This is a genomic window from Acetivibrio saccincola, from assembly GCF_002844395.1.
Lineage (GTDB): Bacteria > Bacillota > Clostridia > Acetivibrionales > Acetivibrionaceae > Herbivorax > Herbivorax saccincola.
Genome location: NZ_CP025197.1, coordinates 151,704 through 167,722 on the forward strand (window position 1 = coordinate 151,704; position 16,019 = coordinate 167,722).

Annotated in this window: 11 protein-coding genes; 10 read left to right on the plus strand and 1 reads right to left on the minus strand. The window is 31.9% G+C overall.

The window, feature by feature from the left end:
• Positions 1-165 precede the first annotated feature (165 nt).
• Positions 166-1,605: an ISLre2 family transposase gene (locus tag HVS_RS00800; RefSeq protein ID WP_242971622.1), complete on the plus strand. Its 1,440-nt coding sequence runs from the start codon at positions 166-168 to the stop codon at positions 1,603-1,605.
• Positions 1,606-2,037: 432 nt separating this feature from the next.
• On the opposite strand, the gene HVS_RS16320 is transcribed toward HVS_RS00800, so the two are convergent.
• Complete coding sequence (locus tag HVS_RS16320; protein WP_159063329.1) at positions 2,038-2,457, minus strand: hypothetical protein; 420 nt, start codon at positions 2,455-2,457, stop codon at positions 2,038-2,040.
• Positions 2,458-2,707: 250 nt separating this feature from the next.
• Here HVS_RS16320 and HVS_RS00805 point away from each other — a divergent pair, with 250 nt between their 5' ends.
• The 9 genes from HVS_RS00805 (at position 2,708) to HVS_RS00845 (ending at position 15,959) form a co-directional block, all read left to right on the plus strand.
• Positions 2,708-3,625: a Hachiman antiphage defense system protein HamA gene (locus HVS_RS00805; protein ID WP_101298575.1), complete on the plus strand. Its 918-nt coding sequence runs from the start codon at positions 2,708-2,710 to the stop codon at positions 3,623-3,625.
• On the plus strand, positions 3,604-7,074 hold the full coding sequence (locus HVS_RS00810) for a DEAD/DEAH box helicase (RefSeq protein WP_101298576.1): 3,471 nt from the start codon (positions 3,604-3,606) through the stop codon (positions 7,072-7,074). Before HVS_RS00805 ends, HVS_RS00810 begins: the two co-directional genes overlap by 22 nt.
• A 119-nt stretch (positions 7,075-7,193) precedes the next feature.
• Positions 7,194-7,316: a hypothetical protein gene (locus HVS_RS17450; RefSeq protein ID WP_278278670.1), complete on the plus strand. Its 123-nt coding sequence runs from the start codon at positions 7,194-7,196 to the stop codon at positions 7,314-7,316.
• On the plus strand, positions 7,283-7,657 hold the full coding sequence (locus HVS_RS16725) for a hypothetical protein (protein WP_242971625.1): 375 nt from the start codon (positions 7,283-7,285) through the stop codon (positions 7,655-7,657). Before HVS_RS17450 ends, HVS_RS16725 begins: the two co-directional genes overlap by 34 nt.
• A gap of 467 nt (positions 7,658-8,124) precedes the next feature.
• On the plus strand, positions 8,125-8,982 hold the full coding sequence (locus tag HVS_RS00825) for a TnsA endonuclease C-terminal domain-containing protein (RefSeq protein WP_101298577.1): 858 nt from the start codon (positions 8,125-8,127) through the stop codon (positions 8,980-8,982).
• Positions 8,963-11,152, plus strand: a complete 2,190-nt coding sequence (locus HVS_RS00830) for a Mu transposase C-terminal domain-containing protein (RefSeq protein WP_101298578.1) — start codon at positions 8,963-8,965, stop codon at positions 11,150-11,152. The genes HVS_RS00825 and HVS_RS00830 overlap by 20 nt, the downstream gene beginning before the upstream one ends.
• Entirely contained in the window at positions 11,100-12,788 is a 1,689-nt protein-coding gene (locus HVS_RS00835) for an ATP-binding protein (protein WP_242971626.1), read from the plus strand. Before HVS_RS00830 ends, HVS_RS00835 begins: the two co-directional genes overlap by 53 nt.
• Positions 12,785-14,497 carry a TnsD family Tn7-like transposition protein gene (locus tag HVS_RS00840; protein ID WP_101298579.1) on the plus strand — a complete coding sequence of 571 codons (1,713 nt, stop codon included), beginning with the start codon at positions 12,785-12,787 and terminating at the stop codon, positions 14,495-14,497. Before HVS_RS00835 ends, HVS_RS00840 begins: the two co-directional genes overlap by 4 nt.
• A 259-nt stretch (positions 14,498-14,756) precedes the next feature.
• Positions 14,757-15,959 carry a hypothetical protein gene (locus HVS_RS00845; protein ID WP_101298580.1) on the plus strand — a complete coding sequence of 401 codons (1,203 nt, stop codon included), beginning with the start codon at positions 14,757-14,759 and terminating at the stop codon, positions 15,957-15,959.
• Positions 15,960-16,019: the final 60 nt, after the last annotated feature.

Here is a 16,019-nt window from a genome sequence, read left to right on the forward strand (position 1 = left end):
AGAATTTGCCTTGAAAACTGTACGTTGTTTTTTAGATTTAGTTGGTTAGCGTAAAGTTATTGTAGGGAATGAGACATAAAATACCATATATAATTGAAAAGAAGATGACATCCTGTTAAGATATTAATTAAGCAAAAATAATAAATAGAAAGGATGACATCTTCTATGTATAATAGTATACAACATTTTAATGAATTTGGGGTAAAAAGAATTGAAAAAAAGATAAAAAATTTTATTGAAGAAGGAAAAGACTTAGCTGATCTTGTTCTTGGTCTAAAAGAAGATTTATTTAAACTTGGACGCGATATACTTAAAGAAGTGCTTGAAGATATGGATGAATATTTCCGTAACTGTGAAATAAGGAAACAGTATTGGGAAATTATAAGAAAAGATAAAACAGCTATTTTAACGACATTTGGAACACTAAGTTATAACAGGACATATTTTAAGCATAAGGAAAATGGTAATAGACAACACCTAGTCGACAGGATTGTAGGTGTAGAACCACATGACAGAGTAAGTGCCGATGTTGTAATTAATGCAATAGATGAAGCAGCTGACAGCAGCTACAGAAAGGCAGGAGAAAAGGCGACATATATTGATGAAATCAGCAAACAAGCAGTGATGAATAAAATACATAATATTGAAATAGTTGAGCCTGAAATAAAAGTAGATAAAAAGAGAGAAGTAAAAATATTGTATGTTGAGGCCGATGAGGACCATGTAGCATTACAACAAAAAAGTATATTGAGACAGAATGAGAAGGGCAAGAGAAATACAATTATGCCAAAACTTGTATATGTGCATGAGGGAATTGACTTTGAAAAAAGTAATAAGAAGAGAAAAGTATTAAAGAATGTTCGATATTTTGGGGGAGTGTATAAGAATTCAGAAGATTTGTGGCTTGAAGTATCGGAATACATATATAAACAATATGACGTTGATTTTTTAGAGACGGTGTATATATCAGGAGATGGGGCGTCATGGATAAGGCAAGGAGTTAACTGTCTTTCAAAAAGTAAATTTGTACTTGATAGATACCATCTTCAAAAATACGTAAGAGTTGCGACCACACATTTAAATGATGAAGCAATAAGCCAAGATTTACAGGAGGCTTTGAATTTATCTGATAAAAAAATGCTAACAAAGGTTTTTAAAAAGATAATTGAAAAGACAGGCGATAATGAAAATAAAATAAAGGCTATAAAAAATGCAAAGCGATATATTTTAAATAATTGGGATGGTATAGAAATAAGGTCAAACAGAGGAATAGTGGGTTGTAGTGCTGAAGGTCATGTGAGTCATGTATTTTCATCCCGTTTAAGTTCAAGACCTAAAGGCTGGTCGAGAAAAGGTGTAGAAAAGATGTCAAAGCTAATAATATACAAGAAGAATGGCGGTAAGGTATATGACATAGTTATGGCACAAAAACAAAAAAAGTTAGCAGCTAGTAGGCAAGAAATTCAGGAAAAATTAATTAAGGAATTAAAGAAGTCATCAAACAGGTATGAGAGTGTATGGAATAGTAATTTAACTGTTATTCATAAGGGGTGTAAAACTGGTTTATATAAAGAATTAAGGCGTATTATAGGTATATGCGGATAGGGATGAGGTAATAATAAAGCAAAAATTACGGGAAAGTTTACAAGTAAGCCTATCCAATAGGAATTATACATATCTGGAAAAAAGACAAAGAAAAAGAAAAAACATAAAAAAAGAAAAAGAAAAGAAAAAAGCAAAACTTTAGTACCATGACCCGCGAAGTCCTACTACTTGTCAAGGCCGGGCTTTGCCCGCTTGTTTTAGCCTTGACAAAATGGAAAATGGTACAATAGAAATACTTTTTTCTTTTAAAAGTAGCGTTAAAATGTGAAGGAACATAGATAACAAAACGTACTAATTTGTCACAAGTATTGAGTAAAATGAATTCTTTATAGAAAGAAAGAGTTATATGGTATAATAGACAATAAGTTAGAGGAATTATAAAAGAAAATAAGGCTCAAAATGATGTAAAACACTTTCGTTACTAAGAGACCGTTATTTGAAATAGTTGCACAAATAAAAAATGGGATGCCATCTACTTTTCTTTTTCCTACAATAAATTGACGCTATCTTTAGTTGTTTTATAACTGAATTAATACTACCTTTACGATAAAATAAATTATATATGTATTCAAAAATATGATTTATTGCATTAATAAATCCGGGTAAACAAAAGTTAGGAATATATGATATGGTGCATCCACATAGAGGACATATATAGCGTCTGATTACTATTTTCCCTTTATATTCTTTTGAGTAATAATATCTTTCATAGAAGCCATGTTTGCGGAAACTAACTAATTTATTGCATTTTGGATTGTGACATCTTTTAGTTGGTGGCGGTGGAAAAGGATAATTTCTCCCAAGTTTAATATATTCATGAATTCCTTCATGAACATTGAAGATATATTGCATTTTTACATCACCCTCCGCAATATATTATAAAAAATAATCCTACTGTAAAGTGAAAATATTTTTTCAAATTGCGGTAGGGTTAAAAATTTTTTTCACCTATTTTAATGTGATAAAATAAGGGTAGATTTACCTAAATTAAAATGAAAATCTACATTCAAGATAGTTTTGTTGACAAATTTTGTGGAAAAATTATGAAACTTGTCCTATAATTAATATAAACTATAAATAGATTTTGTGGGGTTAGACTATTATGAAACAATTTCCTGATTTACATAACTGGTTTAATATAAGTGAGTACTATGAGCATAATAAATGCAGAACAATTACACTGCTTTGGAAAAAAGATTTAAAAGAAGATGATGTACAGCGTTTTATAGTTGAATTCGCTAAGTTAATTTGTAGATTACGGTGTAATGGGGAATTGATATTGGAAGATAATGGTGAAGATTTATGTTATAAATTTCAGCAAGCAATTGGTAATAAAATTGAATTAGAGAAAGAAGAAAAAGAGCGCCTTGCTAAGTATATTTTTTTTGATGGGATGATAAGCCAGTCTAAGTATAATAAAACAAAAAATTATATTGAATCTCTAGACCGAGAAGCATTTAATGGATATTTTGGTGAGGTATTGTTTTATATTGTAAGAGAACAATGTCTTGAAGATGAAAAGGTAATAATTGAACCGAGTTGCCCAAAAACATATTCGAAGCAACCAGGCTTAGATTATGTTGAAATTAGAAAATGTGATTCTGACTATTATTTTATTATTGGCGAAGTTAAAACTACTGATGATACAATTGATGATTACCCTGACAAAATTCTTGATTCATTAATAGAGAGACCTGTGCATCTAATACATCAAACAATTAATGCTTTTAAAGAACGGACGAAGTATAGCGCACCGGAAGATTTAAAGAAATTTATAAACCGAATGCCCATATACTTTATGAATAAAAATCCAACAAAACATAAAAGATTTGCGGGGGTTATTAATTATGGGAGAAACTCTCCTCCACGAAAAACTGTATTTCAAAACTTTCGTGCTAAATGTGTAACTCATTTATATGATAGCAGTGAGTGTAGAAGAATAAAATTAATTGGAATTAAAGGAATGAAAGATATTAAAGAAAGAGTGTTGGAAGTAATATGGACAAAATTATCGATATGAATAAGTTATATCTTTGCTTAAAAGATATTATCGAGAATAAAAAAGAAGTTGAAAGGGTTAGGGAAGTTATTATTGACCTTCATTTTTACATACAAAGAATTATACTTAATAGAAAAGAAGTAGATAATATAGACCGTACTTCTATGGAAAGTATTTCAATGTATTTACTTTCCTTGTTAACAAATGTAACAAGTGAAGAAATGAAAAGATATACTCAAGACTTTTATATCGAAGGGTTAAATATTGCTGGTCTAATATTTGAGTTGCTTGCAGATGTAGAGTTTGAAGACTTTGAAAAAAAGCGACAGTACTTATTTTATTCATCAGTTTCATACAGTTTGTCAGATAAAGAAGCAAGTGCAGCGGTCATAGGTAGAAGGTTGAAGTCGATTATTGAAAATGACAAAATACCCAGTTTGGGTATTGATGTAAAAAAATCATGGATATATATTTGTCTTACTTTAGGTAGAGAATTTAAAACAATATATAAAGATAGAAATCAACTGGATTTATCAATTAAATTATCTAAAAATACTATATGGGATTTTTTAAACAGAATCTTAATCTTAAATGCTCGTTCATTTGTTGACGGGCTTGATAATAAAATCATATTTGAAAATATGGAAGAATTAAAGAATTTTTTAATACAACTAGATGATATAGAGACCTTATTTTATATTTCATTATTGAGTGAAGTGTTACACAGAATGCACAGTAAAAGTGTGTGGTCAATACTTCTACGTGAAGGCTTTACAAATGAATATATAAAAGTTCTCACAAAGTATGATAGTAGAAATGTATATGAATTATGGAAATCCCAATTAGATGCTTTGAGATGCAATAATAAAGGATTTAATTATCTTAGCGAAAATATAAAAAGAGTACTTATTTCTATGCCTACAAGTGCAGGAAAAAGTTTTGTCGCAGAATTAGCGATAGTGAAGTCGCTACAGTTATCGGAAGATAAGGTATGTATATATGTAACCCCAACACGAGCACTTATGTCGGAGATTGAAGGTAACTTGTTCTATAGGTTAAGAAAAATTGGATATAATGTTACATCAGTTCTTGATACCGATGAAAATGAATATGAGAATGATTTATTAAGCCAAGCAAATGTTCTTGTAGTAACTCCTGAAAAACTTGATTTATTGTTACGGAGACATAAAGAATTTATTGAAAGAATAAAGTTAATTATTTTCGATGAGTTTCATAAAGTGGCTGATAACAGTAGGGGTTGGTTGTTAGAAACACTAATTACATGGTTTATGATTAAACAACAACAATATAGTTTTAAAATTATTCTAATGTCGGCTATTGTTAGCAATAGTGAAGAAGTTAATGTTTGGCTCGAAAATGATGAGTTTAGGCCTATAGTATCGGAATGGACTCCAAGCAGGAGAGTTTATGGTGTATTAATTCCTGATACTGACCGTACTAAATATATAAGAATTAGTGATAAAAAAAGACAAAAAATAACTCCATATCGCCTTATTTATAAATATCTTGAAAGAAGAAGGGCTATAGAAGACGTAATTACAGATATAATAGTTGAATATAAAAATTCAAATAGGCGGTGGAAAAAAAGCAATAATAAATATGATACAAAATATGACCGTTGTTTTAAGTTCATCAATACATTGAATAACGGTAAAGTGTTGGTATATTTTTTTACCAAAATAGATTTAGAGCGTTTCATTGAATATGCTGAAAAATATCTTCCTTTGAAAGAAGATGTGAGAATAAATAAACTAAAAGAATTTTTAGATAGCCGACTAGGAAGTGAACATCCTCTAGTCAATAGCATATTATATGGGGTTGCTTATCATCATGGAGATTTACCTATTGAAGTAAGAAAAGAAATAGAAAAAGCATATAAAGAAAATTTAATAAATGTTTTAGCATGTACCACAACATTATCTGATGGGGTAAATTTACCAATCAAAAATTTTGTTTTAGGTTCTTTTACATCGTATGGAGGAGAACATAAATTATCCATTGCAGATTTTAAAAATATAGTTGGCAGGGCTGGAAGAGCCTATATTGATACTGAAGGAAATATATTTTTAATTTGTCATCCAGAATACTATTTTAATAATGATAAAATAAGTTACTTCAGACGACTTTTATTTTGCGAATCTCAAGAAACTAATGTTTCAAGTTCGATGATTGAAAAATTTGATAAAATATACTCAATTATCGACCAGTTAGAGGAAGTAATAGAAATATCCATACAGGATGTGGAGAAATCCCTATTAGATTTTATTGATAGGTTACAGGTATTTATTTTTAGTTTATATGAAGAGCATATAGACTATATAAATGGTTATGACGATTTATATGAACTATTAAAACATTCACTATTTGCAAAACAAGCAGATGATAAAGTATTAGATAAGTTTGATAAAGTGTGTATTAAGTATTATAACTTTGTTAGGGAATTGGATAAAAGCATTATTGAAAAATTTAATAGGACGGGACTAAGTTTTAGGTCCAATCGTGTTTTATTAGAAATTGTTGACGAGATTTCAAAAAATGAAAGTGGATTCGATTTTGATTTACAAAAAATTATTACTCCAGAAATATTTAAAAAGATAATTGAATTAAAGGAAATAAGTCCTAAACAATACTTTTATAAAGTGGGCAATAAAAACGTTAACTATAAAGTCGACAATTATAAGGCTTTTATAAGTTGGATTAGTGGTGAAAGTTTTCTCAAAATTCGGGACTCTATATTCTATGAAGACAATAATATCTCAAACAGAACTCAGACCTGTGTCAATTATATCAATGATATGTTTTTATATAAACTACCTTGGGCTTTTAGTTCTCTATATGCTTTAGCCAAAGATAGATTAATGTTTGCTGATTTTATCTTGAAGGATTTACCTGCTAAAATAAAATATGGCGTGGAGAATTTGGAAGCAGTCAAATTATGTACATTAGGTATTGAATCTCGAGAATTGGCTAATACATTGGCAGCGATGTACGAGAATGATTCGTCCAAAGACCCTGAATGGACTATAGATAAGTGGATTTTAGAAAAGAGATTTTACGAGTTAGAAAAAGGGATAAAAGGAATAGATGATATTTCTATAAGGCAAATTGCGAGGGTTAGAACTAAATTGAGAAAGAGAACTTCATTTCTGAAAGACACAGGTAAAATTAGATGTGATGTAAGAGGTTTACGGTATTATGATTATTTCAATTTGTACAGAAATAAAAGTATAAATAAGAATACGCAACTGTTATTAAATCATGAGCCTAAAAACTTATACGATGAATTTGCTATTGAAGTTAGAACTAATAAGGGAGAAAAAATTGGATATGTGCCTGCTGAATATTCAGAAGAAATATTTGAGTATATTCAAGGTGACCATATTTTAGAAGTAGAAATTATTAGGTTAGCACCAAGAACAGTAAAAATAATGATAAAAGTTAATAATTAAAAGAAAATGTATTAGTATTTATTTAATTGATTATCAAACTTGATAAGAATGTGTATCCCTCTTTATATTATACACAGTTTAGAAATAGGAATTTTATAGATATAAGGAGGGCTTATTTTATGCTTTTAAAATCGGAAGAAATTTATTCAAAATTCAATGAAGAAAATATTCAAGTTGTAATTCCTAAAAAATATTACTATGCGCTTTATTGCAGCAGGCAGATAGACTTCGTGAAGTATTAAGCAATGTAGAAGAGGAAGTAAATAACTTTGCAATATATGAATATATAAGTAATGTCGAGATGTTAATGGTTAAACTATATATTCTTATAGCCGAACCATATAATCAAAAAGAAGTTATTTTAGAAACAAGTATTGCAGAGTTCCTGGTTTTAAGGGATTTGGTGTTTTGCAATTATTTTTTACCGCATTTAAGAGAAGAATTGCGACCTTTCATCCGCAAGACATACAAGGATTTTTATGATTACATTGAGGGCATCTTTGAAATGCTAGACAGCGATGAAGTAAAAGCATATTGGGATTATATAAAAAACTACAAAATTAAAGGCAGTATACTCCAGTGAATCAATGAAAAAAGGCATTGATAGGTGCTAAATTCTACCAATGCCTTTTTTATTACTTCAATTTACCCTTTTCATACATCCTTTGTATTTTGCTGGTAAAGGATAGTAGTATAATGAATGAAAAACCTATTAATAAGCCGATAATAAATCGTATGACAATACTTTGAACGGCGATTGAAAAGGGTATTAAGAATATGTTTGCTAGTATAAGCAATCTTATAGTTCTAAAAATACTTCCTCTCATGATACTTAAATGCCTCCTTGCGCAAGTAATACATAGAATTTTACTTGGCCACTACAACCTATTTCAAATTAAAATTTAACGTTTAAAATAAAGTTATTTTATGATAAAATTAAAATACACAGCATAAATGGATTAAAATGCCATTGACACAGACATCTTAACGATGCCTTGAGTCAGTGGCATTTTTTTGTTTGCAATTTCTAAATTAAATGGAGGGAACAAGATGGCTAAAAGAAGTAATAACTGGGATTCAAATAAATTAGATAGATGGCTAAAAGAGGGCAGAGGACAGGGAGAAGGAGAAAACTATAAACCCTGGTTGACGATTCAGGACTTTCCATCAATGGGTAGGGTAACGAGAGTTTTTGGATGGACAACCAATAGAATTCATCATTTTTTCTCAGATACGCAATTAAAATATTTCTATTTATTAGATTGGGAAGAAAGGGTTATTGATATTCGGGAGCATTATCCTCTTATAGATTTAGAAGTAGTGTTGAAAAATACATCGGATTTAAAACTAGACAAATTTATAGATAAGAAAACAAAAGAACCCTACATATTAACTACAACATTTCTAATTACGCTGTTAAATCCTGACGGACAAAAGAGTTTTGCTGCAAGAAGCATAAAATATGCATCGGAATTATCAAAAAAGACTACAATTGAAAAACTGGAGATTGAAAGAAGATACTGGACTGCTAAAGGAATTAACTGGGGTATTGTGACAAATAAGGACATCAACGATGTTAGGGCAAAAAATATAGAGTGGATTCATTCGGCGATGACTTCCGATGGCTGCAACAGACTTTCCATCGATGAGTTTAATGATTTACTAGATGGACTTTTATATAGGCTTATAGATAATCAGCAGAATATCAGGAAAATTATATCAGAATTTGAAAAGGACTATTCCTTGGATGCAGGGGTAGGGTTACTGCTGTTTAAGCATTTAATAGCAGGCAAAAGGATAGCCTTTAATATGGATAAGCCTATCAATCTCAATGAGAGTGGTTCTTCACTGCGCCTGCCTGAAATAAGCGGTAAAGGAGGGCATGAGGTTGTTAAAGTATACAGTTAATTCGCTAATCGAATGGAAGGATGAAAGTGAAAGTACCAGCATAGAAAGAGTACTTTGGATGGATGAAGAATTAGTGTATGTTATTGATGTTAACAAAAACAGCGCTCCATATCTGCGCAGTACTGCAGACATAGATAGTGCGCTAATAGATGGAAGGGCAGTTATTAAAGAAGATGATGCATATGCAGTTATATTAAAGGAAGAAGATATTCCAGAAAAACATAGAAAGATGAGGGACAAGGCTTGGGCAGTGATTAATGATATGGTGGCTAAGGAACCAGAAATTTATCAGTCTTCTTTCAGGAGGAAGGCAGTTCGTGAGGCTTCTAAAGCATATAACATTAGTGAATTGTGGGTGTTTGAGTATATTAAGAGGTACTGGAAAAGAGGGAAAACACCTAATGCCTTAATACCAGACTATAGGAACTGCGGGGGAAAAGGTAAAGAGAGGAAGGCTGGAAATGCAAAAAGGGGCAGGCCAAGGAAGTATCAGGACATAAATGGAGAAGGGGTAAATGTAACCGAGGACATTAAAAGAATTTTCCGCATTGCTGTTAATAAATATTATTACACTGCAGCAAAAAACTCTCTTACGCTGACATATGAACTGATGAGGAAAGAATATTTTACAGACGGCTTTAAAGAAGAAAATGGCGTAAAGATACCTGTCATAAAACCTCAATCAGAGATTCCGAGTTTTGGCCAGTTCAGATATTGGTTTGAGAAGGAGCGTAATATAAAAAAAGAGATAACTAGCCGCTATAGCAACAAGAAATTTTTAAAGCAGTACAGGGCCATAACGGGAAGTGCTTTAAGCGGAGTAATACAGCCTGGAACTTTTGAAATAGACTGCCAGGTAGGTGATGTCTACTTAGTATCAAGGTTTAATAGAAACTGGGTCATAGGCAGACCTGCCATTTATGCAGTAATTGACAAGTTTAGCCGTATGATATGCGGAATCTATATAGGTCTGGAGAGCGGTTCCTATACTGGTGCCATGATGGCGCTTTTAAATGCAACTATGAATAAAGTAGAATATTGCAGACAGTACGGTATTGAAATAGAGGAGAAGGATTGGCCAGTCCACTACTTACCAGAGGCTATTATTGCTGATAGAGGAGAACTGGAAGGAGGAAATATTGAGAATCTTATAAACATGCTGAATATAAAAGTGCAGAATACACCTCCATACCGTGCAGACTTGAAATCAGCGGTAGAACGGTTCTTTAGCCTTACCAATGAGAGAGTAAAACCATTTTTACCTGGTGCTGTAGATTTAGACGGCAGGGAAAGAGGGGACAAGGACTACCGATTGAAAGCAAAACTTGATTTATACCAGTTTACACAGATTATGATAAAGTGCATTTTATACCACAATAACTATTATCACTTAGATTACTATAAGCGGGACGAGATGATGGTGGAGGATGATGTCCCTTGTATTCCCATTGAACTTTGGAACTGGGGAATTGCAAACAGGGGAGGAACCCTGCGGAGTATATCGGAGGACATTGTTAAATTGGCCCTTATGCCTTCTGATACAGCGGTAGTTACTGAAAAAGGAATAAAATATAAAGATATGTATTATGCATCTTCGAACATGCTAAAAAATGATGTATTTGCAAATGCACGGACAAATGGAATGTGGAGAGTAAAGATAAGTTACGACCCACGCAATATGAACTGCATTTATGTCTGTGGCGATAATCCCAAAGAATATGAGAAATGTTTTTTAATAGAGAGCAGTACCAGATATAAAGATAAAGCAATTGAGGAAATAGAGTATTTGTTAGCGATAGAAAGAATGCAGAAAGAGAAAAGTAAAGATTCGGTGGCACAGGCAAAAACAAAACTAATTGCAGAAATAGAAGATATCGTAAAACAGGCGGATGAAGATTATAAAAGGGAGACAAGTACTGCAGAGAGCGACAGGCAGAGGATAAAAAGTATAAGGGGAAACAGGAAGATTGAAAAAACAGCAAGAAGGGCAGAAGAAGCATTTAAACTAGGAAATAACAAAGAAGATTATGATAGCAGCGTGTTTAATGAAGCAGATTTTGAAGATGGGATAAATACCCTGCAGTTGCTTTTTAAAAGGCAGAAGGAGGTGCTGAAGGGTGAAGAAGATAATAATTCCGAATGGCAGCATGGCAGAAGAAGCAGAATATAAGGAACAGGTAATACCAGATTATCAGGATAATCCTTTCATAGAAGCACTTCCAAATCTTCTTTCTCCTCATGAAGTAGTAGAGAAACTGGCTTTTTATCCTGAATACCTTCAAAATGAAAGACAGTTGGACAGCCACTACAGAATTTATATGGTAGACAGGCTCTTTCAAGTCTTTCAGCCCATACCAATGAATATAGAACTGGAAAGAAAGATATCACGTGCCCTGCGTCAGGGGTATGTTTTCCGAAATCCGTTTGAAAGTAAACTGGCTCAGGGCTTTTGCAGAGACTACTATGGAACGAATCCTGTAAATCCAAAGGATGATGACGGATTTTATCCATCATCCTTTGGATTTACGCTTATAGGCATATCGGGATTAGGGAAGACATCTTCATTGAAGCGTATACTAAATATGTACCCACAAATTATTGTTCATTCGGAGTATAGGGGCATTCCTTTTTCAGCATATCAGGTAGTATGGGTAAAATTAGAATGTCCTCATGACGGGTCCATTAAGGGATTGCTGTATGAATTTTTTTCAGAAATAGACAGGCTGTTGGGAACCAACTATTATCAAAAGATGATGAAAACAAGGGCAACAGCAGATGCAATGATGACAGTAATGAATCAGGTAGTAAGAAATTGCTCTTTAGGCTTATTAGTGATAGATGAAATCCAGCATTTAAGCATGGCTAAATCGGGAGGAAGTGAAAAAATGCTGAATTTCTTTGTGAATCTTGTAAATAATGTAAACACATCAATTGTTCTAGTTGGAACACCAGCGGCTATTAAGATATTTCAAGGAGAATTCAGGCAGGCACGAAGAGGGTCAGGTCTTGGCGGCGATATGGTATGCGACAGGATTCAAAAAGATGAGGTGTGGGATTTATTAGTAAGTTCAATATGGCACTACCAGTGGACGAGGAAAGAAACTCCCTTTACTCCTGAAATAAGCAGTATTTTATATGAAGAAACGCAGGGGATACCTGATTTATTAAAAAAAGTCTATGCTATTGCTCAAGCCTACGCCATTTCATCAGGAAAGGAAGAGATAACTCCATATATTATTAGGAAGGCGGCGAAGGAAAACTTAAAATTAGTACAGCCAATGCTGACTGCTTTAAAGACTGGCAACATCAGAGAAATTGCTAAATATGAAGATATCTGCATGACAGGTATTGATTTCGATGACTTTTTAACCCGAACCAAAGAATCTATTAACCTGGATTTGCGGGCAAAGGAAATAAAGAAAAGGCAAAACAAAATGAAGCAGGAAAACCTCATGGAGGAGAAAAAGGAAGCCGTAGTAAAACTTGTTGATTTAGGAATGGATGCTAAGAAGGCTCAGAAAATAATTGATACCATGCCTTCTCAAAATCAGGATGTAAGTGCAGAGGGCATGGTGGAAGATGCGATGGCGCTGTTTAAAGATGAAGGCATGAAGGAAGAGCCAGAGAAAAAGGGAATAAGGAAGGTAAAAGGAAGAAAGGAAAAACAGAGTACGGCAAATCTACTTGATATCCGGACTGTTGTTGAACAGGGGAAAAAGGATAATAAAAGCGCTTATGAGGTTTTAAAAGAATCTGGGTATATTATAAGTTTTAAAGATGATATTTTTTCCAGGGAGGTGGTATGATGAACTTCTTTCCAACACCTTATCCAGACGAACTTTTATACAGTACATTGGCACGCTACTGCATGAGAAGCGGGAATATAAGAGAGATACATAATTTTGAGGATTTATTTGGAACAAGGAACTGTATAGCAGCAATGGAACTGCCTACACAACTGGATGCGTTAATCAGAAATATGCCTGTAAATACAAAATATACAGCAGAATACTTTATCTTTAAGCACACCTTATTTCCATTTCTTGCAGCATTTATTCCTCAGGAACGTGCTAAAAAAATAATTCAAACTATGAGAAACGGTGAGGGTGCTGTTTCCTACATAAGAATAGGTTTAATATCAAATTCCATTACCTTAAATAAGTATTTTAGATTTTGCCTTGAGTGTTTCAAAGAAGATATAGAAACATTTGGAGAGCCATACTGGCACAGAAGCCATCAAATTACGGGGGTATTTGTATGTCCAAAACATAAAATACCCCTTTATAAAAGTACGGAACTTATTAGAGCAGGAAACAGACAGAGATTTATTAGTGCATCTAAGGAGAATTGTAAAGTAGAAAAAGAAATAAATTACCCAGATGATTTAATGAAGAAGATGCTTTGGATGGCAGAGGATGCAGAAATACTTTTAAACAATCAGTTTGGATTTAAAGAGCCTGAATGGTTTCAAAGTCAGTTCCGGGTTAAGTTAGTTGAAAAAGGCTATGCAAGAATGAATAACTATATTCACCAGAAGAAATTAAAGCAAGACTTTGTGGACTTTTATGGACATGAATATTTACAACTAGTTCAATCTCCTGTATCAAATAATAGTGGAGGTTGGCTATCAGATATGATACGAAAAAATAATAGAACAACTTATACAGTAAGATATCTATTATTAGCGAGGTTTCTTGATATTCCTGTCGCTGATTTGTTTAATATAAAACTTGGTTTTAATGATGAAGATGAGAATAATATTGATACTTATCAGGAACTGTGGGACCAGAGACTGATAGAACTTGCCCAGTCAGGATTATCTATAAGAGAAATTGCAGATGTGTTAAAATCATCCACCAAGACAATTAGAAAAAGTATCGATAGACTTGGAATTGAACCATTTTGGAAGTTTAACGGAGGTGGAAAATACCTTCACAAAAAGTATACTGACACTGAAGAATTTAAAATTAAACGAGAAGAATTCAGGAGGAAATGGCTTCAACTTCATGTTCAGTATGCTAATATAAGTAGTAACCAGATAAGAAGAAAAAATGATGGATTATATACATGGTTAAAAAGATATGATAGTAAATGGTTGGAACAAAACTATCGCAGAATAAAAACAGCAACCAATACTGTTGATTGGGCTAAAAGGGATGCTGAACTACTTCCAAGAGTGAAGGAAGTGGTAAAGGAAATGAAAGAAGGTAAGCCTGAAAGGATAACTTGGACAACCATCGGGAGCAAATTAGGGATTAGCGGTTGGCTCTCTAAGAAAAGAGAAAAACTGCCTATGACTAAATCATATATAGAATCAGAATTGGAAAGTATGGAGGAATACCATATAAGAAAAATAAAATGGGGTATCGAAGAATTAGAAAAACAGGGAAAAGAGATGACATTATGGAATTTGGCAGAAACAGCAGGTGTTAAAACAAGATATATGAAAGTAATTTATAAGGAAATAGAACAGGTATTAAAGAATAAAGGATATGATTGTAATTTTAAATGGTAGGTTCAAGACTACATATAAGGATAAGACATTGCATGTTTAGGTATTATTGAGAAGGCATATAATACTGAGTTTGTGAAACTCATCCTAGTGCTTAAGCGATAATAGAAAACTTAAGACGATACTTTAAAAGTGTTCTACTTAAAAAATCACAAACCATCACCAATGGAACCAGTGTTGAAAATAAGATATAATGAGACATATCATAAGTAGAAATTAAAATAAATTTTATTTTAAAGTAATCATTGAGGAGGGTATATTAGTGGAGATTATTGATTTAAGACCTTATTCTGGTTTAAATACAAGGATATTAGATTATAAGACTAATGAAATCATATTTTCAAAAGACAATAAAATAGAAGAAAAATATTATTATTGTATTAGCAGATATAACCTTAATTCGAATACTGTAGAAGAAATATATAGATATGAAATTCCTCATTATGAGTTTTATAATCAATATGCTTATATTTTTGGAGAAGAGATTTTCATAATTAAGATGAAATTTCCACATAAAGTAGAGATAGATATCTTAAACAAGATAACGAAGAAAATTAAATCAATGAACTCCTTTGAGATTAAGGAGGAAATCACTTCTATTCCAATATCAATCAACAACCGTTACTTCGTATTCTATGGGGATATAGATGAAATGAATGAAAGGAAATATACTGAAAATAAGGAGAAGGGGTATAGTCATTACCTTTATTTATGTGACTTATCAGAGGATAAAATATATTTTATAAAAGACTTGAGGTTAGTGGATGGACTTTCAGTAGTACATGGTTTAATAAATAAATTACCTACATTTATACACGACAATCAACAATATTTGATATTTAATGAGACTTATATGGATGATTGGGAGTATGAAGATATTTATAATTTAATTCAATCAAACAAGTTAAGTAAGGATTTAGTTAAAGAAATAGAGGCATTGTATTTAATCAACATAAATGATTTTGTAAAAACTATTAAAATTGGCGAACAAAATGTACCATTTAAGGTTATTTGTAAAAGGCATATTAATGGCTGGGTAAGATATCTTGGAATGGATGACAAAAATATATATTTTAGAGAAAAGGATTTTATAACTCAAATAGAGAAGATATTTGCGATAAATAAAACAAATTTTGAATCTACTGTTGTGAAGGAAATAAACCACAAAGATGTTAAGGGTAGATTAATATATGATAATAATAAAATATATGAAGAAATAGAATCAGATGATTCTATAGAGATTAAAGGAATCTATAATTGTGATTATAATTTATGTTTTAAAAAAGATAGGAACATATCCTTTGAAGAATATATAAATAATAGATATTTGATTATTTCACAATGGATTGAAGACACAGAGGATAACTACTATGAGTTTGTCCATATTACAGATACTAAAGAAAATAAGTGTATTAAATATGAAGGTAGATGTCATATTTATGATAGTCATGTAATTCTATATTAATATATTAACAATAAAATTCATGTATTTATCAATATAGGAGGAACTGTATTATAAGTGACA